The organism is Winogradskyella ouciana (assembly GCF_965284585.1).
Taxonomy (GTDB): domain Bacteria; phylum Bacteroidota; class Bacteroidia; order Flavobacteriales; family Flavobacteriaceae; genus Winogradskyella; species Winogradskyella ouciana.
Genome location: NZ_OZ260095.1, coordinates 2192261 through 2205769, shown reverse-complemented (window position 1 = coordinate 2205769; position 13509 = coordinate 2192261). Strand labels below are relative to the sequence as shown.

Genomic DNA, 13509 nt, shown 5'->3' with positions numbered 1-13509 from the left:
CCTAATTAAATCATTCTTATCCTATAATTTTTGTGTAAATTTGCTCTTTATTATGAATGCAACAACAGAAGAAAGTAATCAGGAAATTGTAAAGCGCGTCTTTACACAATTCCTTGAAGACAAAGGTCATAGAAAAACGCCAGAACGTTACGCTATCCTTCAAGAAATATACGATAGTGAAGAACATTTTGACATAGAGTCGCTCTACATTAAAATGAAAAACAAAAACTATCGTGTCAGTAGAGCTACGCTTTACAATACTATAGAATTGCTATTGGAATGTGCCTTGGTGCGCAAACATCAGTTTGGACAAAATCAAGCGCATTACGAAAAATCGTATTTCGATAAGCAGCACGACCATGTCATACTAACAGATACTGGTGAAGTTATAGAATTCTGTGACCCACGCATTCAATCCATTAAAAAAACCATTGAAGAGGTTTTTGACATCAACATAACTAATCATTCACTATACTTTTACGGTAACCGTAAAAAAGACGACTAACTAATTTTTTATAATGGCAGTAGATTTACTACTTGGATTACAATGGGGAGATGAAGGCAAAGGAAAAATTGTCGATGTATTTACCTCAAAATACGATATTATTGCACGCTTTCAAGGTGGGCCAAACGCAGGACACACTTTGGTTTTTAACGGCAGAAAGCATGTTTTGCATACTATTCCTTCGGGAATTTTTCATGACGACACGGTAAACCTGGTGGGTAACGGAGTGGTGATCGACCCTGTGATTTTTAAAAAGGAATTAGATAAACTCGATGAACAAAATGTCGATTATAAAAAATCCCTATGCATCTCACGTAAAGCACATATCATTTTACCTACACATCGCTTATTGGATGCTGCGAGTGAAGCTTCAAAAGGGAAAGCAAAAATAGGTTCTACACTAAAAGGCATTGGCCCAACATACATGGACAAAACCGGTAGAAACGGTATTAGAGTTGGTGATATTGAATTAGCCGATTGGAAGGACAAATACAGAGCTTTGGCAAACAAGCACGAAGCGATGATAGACTTCTATAATGTGGATATTCAGTACGATTTAAAAGAATTGGAAACTGATTTCTTCGAGGCCATTGAAACATTGAAATCTTTAAAATTTATTGATTCAGAAGAGTTTATTCATCAAGCGCAATCTTCTGGTAAATCAATTTTGGCAGAAGGTGCTCAAGGTTCGCTTTTGGATATTGATTTTGGTACTTATCCTTTTGTGACTTCCTCAAATACTACCGCAGCAGGTGCATGTACTGGTTTAGGTGTAGCACCGAATCAAATTGGTGATGTCTTCGGAATTTTTAAAGCCTATACGACGCGTGTTGGTTCAGGACCATTTCCAACGGAATTGTTCGATGAAGATGGTGAGACCATGGCACGTGTTGGTCATGAGTTTGGTGCAACCACAGGTCGTCCGAGACGTTGTGGCTGGTTAGATTTGGTAGCATTACGTTATGCTTGTCAAGTGAACGGAGTCACCCAATTAATCATGATGAAAGGTGATGTACTTTCAGGTTTTAAAAACTTAAAGGTTTGTACGGCCTATAAATACAAAGGAGAAACGATTCATCATTTACCTTATAACATTGAAGCTGAAAACGTAACGCCAATCTATACGGAAGTTAAAGGCTGGTCAGAGGATTTAACGGGTATGACCGAAGCGTTGCAATTACCAAAGGAATTCAACGACTATGTAGAGTTTTTGGAAAACGAACTGAATATTCCAATTACCATTGTGTCGGTTGGTCCTGATCGTAAGCAGACTATCATCAGGAAAACGGTATAGTTTTTGAATTTTTTGGATTCTGTTAAAAAAACTGTTAACCCATACTAAAGCAATTCCAATAAGTGTTACATTGTAAAAATCATATGGCTTTGAATAGTTTTAAGAATCTACTTTTTGCAATTCTTTTTTTTGTTTCGGTGTTTAGTTTTGCTCAAGAAAAACAAACGATTACCATAGAATATGCTGGTATTGCAGTTTCAGATCCCGAAATTGAGGATGGTGCTCTCGTTTTTCTACGTGACGAATCGCAACAGGTACATTTTGTTCATAAAGGTGTGAATATGTGGTGCGATAAGGCCATTTATTACGAAGACCAAGATTATATTGAAGCCTTTAGCAATGTACAAATGAAGCAAGGTGACTCCATCAATATGGTCGCTAAATATTTAGAATACAGTGGTAAAACACAATTAGCTTTTGCACAAGGCGATGTGGTATTAACCGAACCGCAATCTGTATTAACAACAGATAAACTCCACTACGACAGAACACGTCAACTAGCCTATTACGACACTAAAGGTAAAGTTGTTAGAGATTCCTCAGGAACGATTACAAGCCAAATTGGTCGTTACTACATGAATGCCAAGAAGTATCAATTTACACAAGATGTGGTTTTGGTGAATCCAGACTATACTTTAAATACGGAGCGACTCGATTATTTCCCAGAGAATGGACATGCGCACTTATTTGGACCTTCAACCATCGTGGGTGAAAAGAGTAAAATATATTCTGAACGTGGTTTCTATGACACCAAAACCAATATCGGACACTTTCAACGCAATGCCAAAATTGATTACGAAAACAGAACAGTAATCGGTGACAGCCTATATTTTGACAGAAATAAAAGTTTTGCTTCCGCCACCAACAACATAAAAATTACCGACACCATAAATAACAGTGTCGTTAAAGGTCATTATGCTGAAGTTTGGCGTGATAAAGATTCCATTTTCATCACAAAACGTGCTTTGGCAATAACCGTACAAGAACGAGATTCAGTGTACCTCCATGCTGATACCTTAATGGTTACTGGCAAAGAAGAAAATCGTATTACAAGAGCCTATTATAATGCTAGGCTTTATAAAAGTGATTTGGCTGGTAAAGCGGATTCTATTCATGTTAACCATAAAACAGGGTTAACACAATTGATTAATCTCAGTCGTTTCAGTTCAACTGATGCTTTTGCCACAAAACGTAAACCTGCACTTTGGAATTTAGGCAACCAAATGACAGGTGATACTATTCATTTGATATCTAATGTTGAAACCGAAAAACTAGATTCCCTAAAGGTTTTCAACAACGCGTTTTTAGTGAGCAAGGACACTATTAGTGAAGATGGTTACAACCAGATTAAAGGTCAACGGCTTATCGGTTTGTTTAGGGACAACGAACTCTACAACGTAGACATTATTAAAAATGCCGAAACCATTCGTTATATGCGTAATGAAACCAATGAGTTAATTGGTATTCAAAAATCTAAATCCGGAAGTATAAATATTCAGATCATAGACCAAGCCATTGAAGAAGTTATTTTTAAAAATCAAATAGATGGGAATATTTTCCCTGAAGCTGACTTCCCAAGAAGTGGGAGGCGGCTCAGAGGTTTTGATTGGCGAGGAGAAGAACGGCCAATGTCAATCGAAGATTTATTCAAGGATGATCCGCCATTGGTATTGCCAAAAATTCAAGGTCTAGAGGATTATGTTCCTCCAGAGGATTTTATTGATGATAGTGCTGCGGAACGTATAGAGGAAGCAGGTAAAGACACACCGAACAAACCCAACAAAGCAGCGAGGAACTTGCCTAAGAAAACAACCGTAATGCCCTTAAAACCAAAGGTAAAACAGGTAGAAGAATCAAAAGAAGAGAAAGAAAAAGAAGGTCAATAATTGCAAGACGATTTTTTTAAATATCAAGCACAGACCACACCACATCCTTTGGCTATGGAAGTTAGCCATGCAAAGGGTTCCTATATCTATGACAAAAACGGAAAAGCCTATCTCGATTTTGTGGCTGGAGTTTCGGCATGTGCCTTAGGCCATTCCCACCCAAAAGTCGTAAATGCTGTAAAAGCACAATTAGACAAATATCTGCATGTAATGGTTTATGGGGAATATATCCAAGAGCCTGCACTACAACTGTCTAAGCTTTTAGCAAAGCATTTACCAGAACCTCTCGAAACCACCTACTTGGTCAATTCTGGTACAGAAGCAATTGAAGGCAGTATAAAATTAGCAAGACGTTATACTGGTAGAAGCGAAATCATCGCAGCAAAAAATGCCTACCACGGCAACACTATGGGTTCATTGAGTCTCATGGATTTTGAAGAACGTAAAACACCTTTTCTTCCACTTATTCCAGACATAAAACACATAGAATTTAATTCCGAAAGCGACCTACAGCATATCACAGAACATACAGCAGCAGTTATTCTGGAAACCATACAAGGCGGAGCTGGTTTTATTGAACCTAGGAACGATTACTTAAAGAAAGTACAAGACCGTTGCAACAAAGTTGGAGCTGTTTTTATCCTCGATGAAATTCAACCAGGAATTGGCAGAACAGGTAAACTCTTTGGTTTTGAGCATTACAACTGCCAACCAGATGTCATTGTCACAGGTAAAGGTTTGGGAGGTGGTTTGCCAATTGGAGCTTTTACAACTTCAAAAGAAATGATGTTAACCTTAAGTGATAATCCAAAGTTGGGTCATATTACTACTTTCGGAGGCAATCCTGTTATCGCAGCTGCAGCATTGGCAACCTTAAAAGAAATTACGGACTCAAACCTTATGGAAGAGGCTGTTAAAAAAGAGCAATTAATCAGAAAACACCTTCAACACAAACACATAAAAGAAATAAGAGGCAAAGGATTAATGCTGGCAGCGCTTTTAGAAAATTCAGAGATAACAAATGAAGTTATTTTACGTGCTCAAGACCAAGGATTGATTTTATTTTGGCTACTTTTTGAACCCAAAGCCATCAGAATTACACCTCCTCTAACAATTTCTAATGAAGAAATCATTAAAGGTTGTAAGGTGATAACTTCTATTTTGGATTCGCTTTAATTTTATTTCCACTAATCCAATAGACTGATTTACAAATACCAAAGAGCACTTTACATAAAGTATTATTTCAATGTTAATTAATTTGTTAAAAACATTACTTCAAAAATCGATGAAGTGCAAACGATAACTGTAATTTTATTTCAGTGAATCATTAAACCGCTTATGAATTACAGTCACGAGGACGAAAACTTTCCGCTTACCAGATTTGAATCCATGTTAAAAACAAATGACATTTTGTTTTTTGATTCAAGTGAATTTGAAAACATCATTCACCACTATCTCGAAAATGGTAAAATTGCTTTGGCTAAACGCGCTATTAAGCTTGGTCTAGAACAGCACCCAACTTCAATCAACTTAAGATTATTTCAGGTTGAAATTTTAGTGATTGAAAATAAATTCTCGGAAGCTGATGATATTTTAGATATGCTCCATGTACTAGAGCCCACAAACGAAGAGATATTTATTCAAAAAGCTAATGTGTTATCTAAACAAGATGAGCACAAAAAAGCTATAGACACATTGCTTATTGCTATAGATATGTCAACCACTCCATCTGATGATGCAGACCTTTATGCTTTAGTTGGAATGGAATATTTATTCTTAGACCAGTTTGAAAATGCCATCATTTACTTTAAAAAGTGCTTAGAAACTGACACTTCCGATTATTCTGCACTTCATAATGTAGTGTATTGCTATGATTTTTTAGACCAAAACGAAGAAGCCATAACATATCTCAATAAGTTCTTGGATAGTCATCCATATTGTGAAGTGGCCTGGCATCAATTGGGACGCCAATACTTCACTATAAAAGACTATGCAAAAGCCAATGCTGCTTTTGATTTTGCTATAATTTCCGATGATACTTTTGTAGGAGCCTATCTAGAAAAAGGTAAGGTTTTAGAAAAACTAAAGCATTACGAAGACGCTATTGAAAACTATAAAATCACATTAGCATTAGATGAGCCAACCTCATTTGCATTATTGAGAATTGGTTATTGCTATGAGAAATTAGGACAAGAAGATATGGCATTACAGTTCTTTAAAAAAACTGTTGAAGAAGATGCTTTATTAGACAAAGGTTGGATAGCGATTACAAAGTTTTATATGAAGCGCTTAAACTATCAAAAAGCTTTGCATTATATCAACAAAGCTGTAAATATTGATGGAGAAAATGTGCTGTACTGGAAACTTTTTGCAACCATAAACAAACGACTGAACTTTCTCGAAGAAGCTGAACTTGGTTACAAACGTACTTTAGAGCTTGGCAATTACGAACTGGAAACCTGGCTCGAACGATCAGATATTCTTATTGCATTAGGCGAATACGAAGCGGCAATCTACAATTTAATACAAGGTGCGGAATTCTATCCAGAAAATGCTGAGATTGAATATAGACTTGGAGGTTTGTATTTTACCGTACACCAAACCGAAGAAGGACGTTTTCATTTAAAAAACGCCGTAACCCTAAATGCTGAATATAACTTTATTATTTCTGAGCTTTTTCCAAAGTTGAATGACAGACCTATGGTAAAGGCTATAATTTCAGAATCTAAAAAGGCTTCTAACTAATACACTTCTGCCTTAAATTTAAATCAGAATTCGTATAAAAAATCCATACCTTAGCGTTTCTTATATTTTAAGAAATGCAAAGACGTTTTATAGACTATTTAATAGTATCATTTAAGGGCATTGCAATGGGAGCCGCAGATGCTGTTCCTGGAGTTTCTGGTGGTACCATCGCTTTTATTTCAGGGATTTACGAAGAGTTAATTACAACCATTAGCAATATAAAACCGTCCTTGATAACGGTTTGGAAAAACGAAGGTTTTAAAGCATTTTGGAAAGCAGCCAATGGCAGCTTCCTTTTAGCTTTGTTAACAGGAATTGTTGTCAGCTTCGTAAGTTTTATGCGTCTTGCCAAATACCTTTTAGAGCATCATCCTGTACTGATATGGTCATTCTTCTTTGGGCTTATCGTTGCTAGTATTTATTATGTCGCCAAACAAATTACAAGATGGAGAATATTGACATTAGTCGCCATTTTAGTTGGTGCGCTCATAGCTTTCTACATCACCACCTTACCTTCAATGGGAGCTACAGACAATAGTTTATTTCTGTTTTTCGCAGGAGCTATTGCCATTTGTGCGATGATACTTCCAGGGATTTCCGGATCTTTTATCTTGGTGATTCTTGGTGCTTACAAGACTCTAAGTGATGCTATTCACGACTTTGATTTTAAACGAATAGCAATTTTTGCCTTAGGAGCTGTCGTTGGTCTATTATCATTCACTAGGATTTTAAAATGGCTTTTTAAGAATTACCACAATGCAACATTGGCCTTGTTGTCGGGTTTTATTGTTGGGTCGCTGAACAAAGTATGGCCATGGAAGCGCGTACTCTCTTGGAGAACAGATTCAGAAGGTCTTAAGGTTCCTTTTAAGGAAGAAAGTGTGTGGCCAACGGATTTTAGCGGAGAACCACAGGTTTTATATGCCATTATCCTAATGGTTGCTGGGTTTTTTACCATTTTGATCTTAGAGCGTCTCGGTTCAAAAAACCAAATCTAAATGCAGAGTACCAGAACATTTCCCGATAAAGTTTTTTTGGTCATTAAAGGTTTGGCTATGGGAGCTGCAAACAAAGTTCCTGGCGTTTCTGGTGGTGTGGTTGCATTTGTTGCTGGGTTTTACGAAGAGTTTATCTATTCACTTCAACGCGTTAACAAAACCGCTTTCAAATTATTTTTTAATGGTAGGTTTAAAAGCTTTTTCCGTTACATCAACGGTAAATTTCTAGGTTTACTTTTCCTAGGAATGGTAGTCAGTTATTTTAGTGTTTCCAAAATTCTCGATTACTTCATTGACAATTATGAGCTTTATGTTTGGAGTACGTTCTTCGGGATGATTCTGGGATCTATTTACTATATCAGTAAGGATTTTAAGGCTTGGAACAGAACAACAATTACAGCATTGATTCTTGGTGCCGTAGTAGGTATTGGTATCAGTTTTTTAAATCCTGCTAAGGAAAATGATAACCTTTGGTTTGTGTTTTTCTGCGGCATTATAAGTGTTTCCGGTATGACGCTTCCTGGATTTTCCGGTTCTTTCATTCTCATTTTATTAGGCAATTATGTTTTGCTTCTTGTGGATTCCGTTAATGCGCTTTACGATACCGTTGCTGATGTTTTTACGGGAAATTTTGAGTTTCTAAAAAATGAAGTTAGAATGCGAATGCTAAAGGTACTTGGTGTGTTTACATTAGGTTCGGTTACTGGGCTGGTTACCTTTTCACACCTCCTAAATTATATTTTAAAACATTATAAAAACATAACCTTAGCGACTATAGTTGGTTTTATTGTAGGTTCACTAGGCGTGGTTTGGCCATGGAAAGAAACCATTTACAAAACCTATGAAAATGGTAGTTATATTTTGGATTCCACTGGGAAACAAGTCGTTAAAAATTACCAGCGTTTTTTCCCTGAAGCCTCCACGGAAACTTATATCGCAATTGCTTATATTGCCCTAGGAATCCTAATTGTTTTGGGATTAGAATGGTATGGACAACGCACAAGAAAAATCAAAATATAAATTCGGACTCGTAGGTCGTGATATTTCCTATTCATTTTCAAGAGGTTATTTTGCCGATAAATTTGAGAATGAAGGTTTACCACATACCTATGTTAATTTCGATTTGCAATCTATTGAAGAACTTGATGACATCATCAAAAACACTCCCAATTTAAAAGGCCTTAATATCACTATTCCATATAAAGAAGAAGTAACCCCAATGTTGGATGAGCTCAACAAGCGTGCTCGTAAAATTGGAGCTGTGAATACGATTAGAATTACACGCTATCAAAAATTAATTGGTTATAATACAGATTATTACGGTTTCAAAAATTCATTGCAACCGCATTTAAAAAAACATCATAAACGCGCTTTAATTCTCGGTACAGGTGGAGCATCAAAAGCAATTGCTTATGCGCTTAAAAAGCTTAAAATTCAATATGATTACGTATCGCGTTCAGAAAAAGAAGGCGTAAAATTTTTGTATTCAGACTTAACCGATGACATTATTGCTTCATATACTATAATTATTAATTGTACACCTATTGGCACATTTCCTAACGTTAATGAATGTCCGGATATTCCATACGAAGCCATAACCGAAATGCATATTCTCTACGATCTTATCTATAATCCTGAGCAAACTAAATTTTTGAGTTGTGGCGATATTAAAGGCGCAACAACGATTAATGGATTGGAAATGTTAAAACTACAAGCCGAAAAATCTTGGGAAATTTGGAATAAGTAGTGTTTAGTGTTTGTGGAAATAAAAGCTTTTTATCAATTCTAGAAGTAACTGCGTTAACGTACCCACTTCTAAACAAATAAACTTTTCATAAAGAAAAATCTAAACGATTCAACGATTCAACCTCACCACGCATTTCCTTTGTAGTTCAAGGAGTTGTTAGTATCTTTAACCTCCTATAAAATATTGACACATGTCTGAGAATGATAACCTGCTAAAAGCAGATGGAAAAAACGAAGTAGAAAAAGAAGTATCTACTCCAAAAGAAGAAACCACTCCCGAGGTTGAAAACAAAACAGAAGTCACTCCTGAAAGTGAGGCTGAAACCAAAGCCGAAACTGAGAGTGAATCTACTAAAGAAACAACTTCAGAAAAAACAGCTGAAGCCGAGACAGAAGTTGAATCTGAGACTGAAACTGAATCTGAGACTGAAACTTCTAAAAACGATCAACATGTCGATGAGATCGAAGCTGAAAATGCCGAGGATGCTGAAGACGAATCTAATGTAGAGCGTCATGAGGTAGAAGAAAAAGACTATCACGCCATGTCGATGCAAGATTTGGCTACGGAATTGAATCGCCTTTTAAAGCATCATAAAATTCAGACCATATCTAAACAGGTCAATCAAATCAAATCAGAATTCAATGCTAAATTCAGTGAACTTCTTGATCAGAAAAAAGAAGAATTTATTGAAGAGGGCGGCAATGAAATAGACTTCTATTACACCAACGATACCAAAAAACTGTTCAATCAGCTATATAAAGATTATAAGCAATCCATAAGTTCATATTACAAGGAACGTGAGCAAAACCTTAAGCAAAATCTCGAAAACAGATTAGCAATTATCGAAGAGATAAAAGGTTTACTTTCCGTTGAGGAAAATATGGGCACGACCTATAAAACCTTTAAGGAATTACAGGAAAAATGGCGAAATGCTGGCCCAATTCCAAGAGATAAATACAATAATGCTTGGAACACATACCATCATCATGTAGAGCGTTTTTATGACTTCTTGCATCTCAATAACGATTTGCGAGATATGGACTTTAAGCATAACTACGAGCAAAAACTAAAGATTATTGAGCAAGCCGAAGAATTGGCTAAAGATGATAACGTTAATCGTTCGTTTAGAGAGTTACAAGTGCTTCACAAACTCTGGAAAGAAGAATTAGGACCAGTAGCCAAAGAACATAGGGAAGAAATTTGGGAGCGCTTTAGTAAAGCGACCAAAACCATACACGACAAGCGTCAGGCTTACTATGCAGATTTAGATAAAGCATACGAGAAAAATCTTGAAAAGAAAGAAAACATCATTTCTCAAATACAAGCAATAGCAGAAGATAAAGCGAGTTCCCATGGTGCATGGCAAAAGAAAATAAAAGAAATTGAAGCACTACGAGAAGCCTTTTTTAATGCAGGTAAAGTGCCGCTTAAGGTCAATGAGGCTACTTGGGCAAAATTTAAGGATGCTGTAAGGACTTTCAATCGCGGAAAGAACAAATTCTATAAAGAGCTAAAGAAAGACCAATACGAGAATCTAAAAAAGAAGAAGGATCTTATAAAAATTGCTGAAGACAATAAGGATAGCGAAGATTTTAAGACCGTCACTCCTTTGATGAAGAAAATTCAAGCCGATTGGAAAAAAATAGGCCATGTACCAAGGCGCGATAGTGATAAAATATGGAAACAGTTTAAAGCCGCTTGTAATCACTATTTTGATAGGATGCATGCTGAACGTAAAGCGGAAAATCAACATCTCTATGATGCCTTTGACAAGAAAGTAAAGTTATTGGATGAGTTAAAAGCTATGGAACTTAGTGGCGACAATAAAGCAGATGTTGAAACCTTAAAAACTAAAATTGCCGACTGGAAAGCTATTGGGCATGTACCACAAAACAAACGCTATATTGATGGTAAATTTTACAAAGCCATTGATGAAGCCTTTGATAAGTTAAAAATGGACAAGTCTAAATTAGAAATGGTAAAGTTTGAGAGTAAACTCGAAAACTTAGCCAGCAATGATAACGACACAAGGCTATTGGACAATGAGCAAAACTTTATCCGTAAAAAAATTAGCGAGGTAAAGTCTGAAATCAATCAATTAGAAAACAATTTACAGTTTTTTTCTAATGTAGAATCGGACAACCCTTTAGTAAAGGATGTACACAAAAATATAGATAGACATAAAAAAGAACTGGATACTTGGAAGGCTAAGTTGTCTAAATTAAAAGGGATGTATTCTTAAAAATCAAAATCCATCTGTTATTCACAGATGGATTTTGCCCTAACTAAACTAAATTAATCTTAATTACAACCGCTTAAATAATAATTAAGATCTCCTACTAAGATTATAAAAACGTTGTGCTTTTATATATTCTATTTACGTGAGAAAATTCTGTTTGGATGTTTGGTTTTTGATTTTTAGAAAATTTTAACATTTACACATACTGTTAGGCTGAGCGCTGTTGAAGCCACAATATTGTCAATTCTTCTTTAGCACTTCAACTGCACTCAGTGTGACCTATAGCTTAAATAGACTTCGCCTCTTCCCAAAAGACATCCATCTCAGAAAGCGTCATATCTTTAAGTGGTTTGTTGAGTTCCTTGGATTTACTTTCAAGATATTGAAAGCGTTTTATGAATTTTTTATTGGTACGCTCAAGGGCATTTTCGGGATTTACCTTAAGGAAACGTGCGTAATTAATCATAGAGAACAACACATCTCCAAATTCACTTTCAATGGCGTCTTGGTTGCCTTTAGTGATTTCAGATTTTAGCTCTGCTAACTCCTCCTCTACTTTTTCAAAAACTTGTTCTGGTTGTTCCCAGTCAAATCCTACTCCAGTGACTTTATCTTGTATGCGATTGGCTTTTACCATAGCTGGTAAACTTTTAGGCACACCTTCTAAAACACTTTTTTTGCCTTCTTTGAGTTTTAGTTGCTCCCAGTTGCGTTTTACGTCGTCTTCATTATCAACTTTCACGTCTCCGTAAATGTGAGGATGGCGTTCCACCAACTTATCACAAATGCTATGGCAAACATCTGCAATATCAAAAGCATTGGTTTCACTTCCTATTTTAGAATAGAAAACAATATGCAATAACACATCACCTAATTCCCCTTTTACCTCATCCAAATCCTTATCGAGAATGGCATCACCAAGTTCGTAAACTTCTTCAATGGTAAGATGACGAAGCGATTCCATCGTTTGCTTTTTATCCCATGGACATTGCTCTCGCAACTCGTCCATAATAATCAACAAACGCTCAAAGGCTTTGAGTTGGGTGGTTTTATCGGACATATTTATTCTTCTTCGTCAGAAGAGTTTACATCATCTTCAGCATCAAGTGTACCAAGAAGATTGTTCTTTTGTAGTAAGTTATACCACTGAATCACTTTTTTGATATCTGAAGCATAGACACGGTCTTCATCATAATCTGGCAATACATCAAAGAAATATTCTTCTAAAACCAGCTTACCATCTTTATGACTAATTGATGTTGGCCCACCATTTTCCTTGTCCTTTATTTTCTTGAGAACTTCTCTTAAAGGTACTTCTTCAGTTAGGGTATAAATAGCTATTTCACTTAAAATACTGATATTGCTATGAGCTCCAACAGTAATTCGTTTTTTGTCTATTAACGATTGAACAACGGCACCTGTTCTGGTTTGTGTTACAATTTCGAAAAGTCCTGGCTTCCCAGAAATTGATAAAATTTTATCTAAACTCATATATATCTTTTATTAACGCTTTCTGCTCATTGCAGGAAAACGCATTTTGTAATCTATCTTAATTTTTCCTTTTGAAATGTTGGTCAACTTTCCTTTTATCAAACGTTTTTTAAAGGATGATAATTTATCTGTGAATAAAACACCTTCAATATGGTCATACTCATGCTGAATAACTCTGGCTATTAACCCATCGTACTCTTCAACATGGGTTTCAAAATTTTCATCTTGGTATTGAATTTTGATTTTTGGTTGTCTAAAGACATCTTCCCTTACTTCAGGAATACTCAAACACCCTTCATTAAAAGCCCATTCATCACCTTCTTCTTCTAAAATTTGAGCATTAATAAATGTTTTTTTGAAGTCTTTCATTTGTGCTCTTTCATCATCAGTAAGATCTTCATCTTCCGAAAAAGGTTCTGTATCCACTAAAAACAAACGAATAGGCAAACCAACCTGTGGGGCAGCCAAACCTACTCCATAAGCTCCATACATGGTTTCGTACATATTCTCTATTAGCTCAGTTAGTTTTGGGTAATCCTTATCGATTTCTTTTGCCTTCTTCTTTAGCACAGGATCTCCGTAGGCTACAATTGGTAAAATCATA

General features: G+C 36.0%; 12 protein-coding genes. 9 read left to right on the top strand and 3 right to left on the bottom strand.

Features of this window, described 5'->3' with window-relative positions; translation table 11 throughout:
* Positions 1–52 precede the first annotated feature (52 nt).
* From ACQ65V_RS09700 to ACQ65V_RS09660, 9 genes are all read left to right on the top strand, one after another.
* On the top strand, positions 53–505 hold the full coding sequence (locus ACQ65V_RS09700) for a Fur family transcriptional regulator (RefSeq protein WP_155089666.1): 453 nt from the start codon (positions 53–55) through the stop codon (positions 503–505).
* A gap of 13 nt (positions 506–518) precedes the next feature.
* Entirely contained in the window at positions 519–1799 is a 1281-nt protein-coding gene (locus ACQ65V_RS09695) for an adenylosuccinate synthase (RefSeq protein WP_430467746.1), read from the top strand.
* An 83-nt stretch (positions 1800–1882) separates the two neighbouring features.
* Positions 1883–3685, top strand: coding sequence for an OstA-like protein (locus ACQ65V_RS09690; protein ID WP_430467745.1), 1803 nt, complete (start codon positions 1883–1885; stop codon positions 3683–3685).
* A complete protein-coding gene (locus tag ACQ65V_RS09685; RefSeq protein WP_430467744.1) occupies positions 3686–4861 on the top strand; it encodes an aspartate aminotransferase family protein in 1176 nt (391 codons plus the stop codon).
* A gap of 162 nt (positions 4862–5023) precedes the next feature.
* Entirely contained in the window at positions 5024–6430 is a 1407-nt protein-coding gene (locus tag ACQ65V_RS09680) for a tetratricopeptide repeat protein (protein ID WP_430467743.1), read from the top strand.
* 74 nt (positions 6431–6504) lie between these two features.
* Positions 6505–7428, top strand: coding sequence for a DUF368 domain-containing protein (locus ACQ65V_RS09675; RefSeq protein WP_430467742.1), 924 nt, complete (start codon positions 6505–6507; stop codon positions 7426–7428).
* The gene (locus ACQ65V_RS09670) at positions 7429–8448 is read left to right on the top strand and encodes a DUF368 domain-containing protein (RefSeq protein ID WP_430467741.1); all 1020 of its coding nucleotides are present in this window, start codon (positions 7429–7431) and stop codon (positions 8446–8448) included.
* Positions 8417–9175, top strand: coding sequence for a shikimate dehydrogenase family protein (locus ACQ65V_RS09665; protein ID WP_430467740.1), 759 nt, complete (start codon positions 8417–8419; stop codon positions 9173–9175). The genes ACQ65V_RS09670 and ACQ65V_RS09665 overlap by 32 nt, the downstream gene beginning before the upstream one ends.
* A gap of 190 nt (positions 9176–9365) precedes the next feature.
* Positions 9366–11417, top strand: coding sequence for a DUF349 domain-containing protein (locus ACQ65V_RS09660; protein WP_430467739.1), 2052 nt, complete (start codon positions 9366–9368; stop codon positions 11415–11417).
* Between the two features lie 283 nt (positions 11418–11700).
* On the opposite strand, the gene mazG is transcribed toward ACQ65V_RS09660, so the two are convergent.
* Genes mazG through def form a run of 3 tightly spaced genes read right to left on the bottom strand, consistent with a single transcriptional unit; the run spans position 11701 to position 13508 of the window.
* The gene (gene mazG, locus ACQ65V_RS09655) at positions 11701–12474 is read right to left on the bottom strand and encodes a nucleoside triphosphate pyrophosphohydrolase (protein ID WP_430467738.1); all 774 of its coding nucleotides are present in this window, start codon (positions 12472–12474) and stop codon (positions 11701–11703) included.
* Positions 12475–12476: 2 nt separating this feature from the next.
* Complete coding sequence (locus ACQ65V_RS09650) at positions 12477–12905, bottom strand: DUF5606 family protein (protein ID WP_412561330.1); 429 nt, start codon at positions 12903–12905, stop codon at positions 12477–12479.
* A 12-nt stretch (positions 12906–12917) separates the two neighbouring features.
* On the bottom strand, positions 12918–13508 hold the full coding sequence (gene def / locus ACQ65V_RS09645; protein ID WP_430467737.1) for a peptide deformylase: 591 nt from the start codon (positions 13506–13508) through the stop codon (positions 12918–12920).
* Between the last annotated feature and the right edge of the window lies 1 nt (position 13509).

What these genes read in the sequence shown, in the direction of transcription:
- ACQ65V_RS09700 (WP_155089666.1), top strand. Translation starts at nt 53, where the DNA reads ATGAATGCAACAACAGAAGAAAGTAATCAGGAAATTGTAAAGCGCGTC.
- ACQ65V_RS09695 (WP_430467746.1), top strand. Translation starts at nt 519, where the DNA reads ATGGCAGTAGATTTACTACTTGGATTACAATGGGGAGATGAAGGCAAA.
- ACQ65V_RS09690 (WP_430467745.1), top strand. Translation starts at nt 1,883, where the DNA reads ATGGCTTTGAATAGTTTTAAGAATCTACTTTTTGCAATTCTTTTTTTT.
- ACQ65V_RS09680 (WP_430467743.1), top strand. Translation starts at nt 5,024, where the DNA reads ATGAATTACAGTCACGAGGACGAAAACTTTCCGCTTACCAGATTTGAA.
- ACQ65V_RS09675 (WP_430467742.1), top strand. Translation starts at nt 6,505, where the DNA reads ATGCAAAGACGTTTTATAGACTATTTAATAGTATCATTTAAGGGCATT.
- ACQ65V_RS09670 (WP_430467741.1), top strand. Translation starts at nt 7,429, where the DNA reads ATGCAGAGTACCAGAACATTTCCCGATAAAGTTTTTTTGGTCATTAAA.
- ACQ65V_RS09665 (WP_430467740.1), top strand. Translation starts at nt 8,417, where the DNA reads ATGGACAACGCACAAGAAAAATCAAAATATAAATTCGGACTCGTAGGT.
- ACQ65V_RS09660 (WP_430467739.1), top strand. Translation starts at nt 9,366, where the DNA reads ATGTCTGAGAATGATAACCTGCTAAAAGCAGATGGAAAAAACGAAGTA.
- mazG (WP_430467738.1), bottom strand. Translation starts at nt 12,474, where the DNA reads ATGTCCGATAAAACCACCCAACTCAAAGCCTTTGAGCGTTTGTTGATT.
- ACQ65V_RS09650 (WP_412561330.1), bottom strand. Translation starts at nt 12,905, where the DNA reads ATGAGTTTAGATAAAATTTTATCAATTTCTGGGAAGCCAGGACTTTTC.
- def (WP_430467737.1), bottom strand. Translation starts at nt 13,508, where the DNA reads ATGATTTTACCAATTGTAGCCTACGGAGATCCTGTGCTAAAGAAGAAG.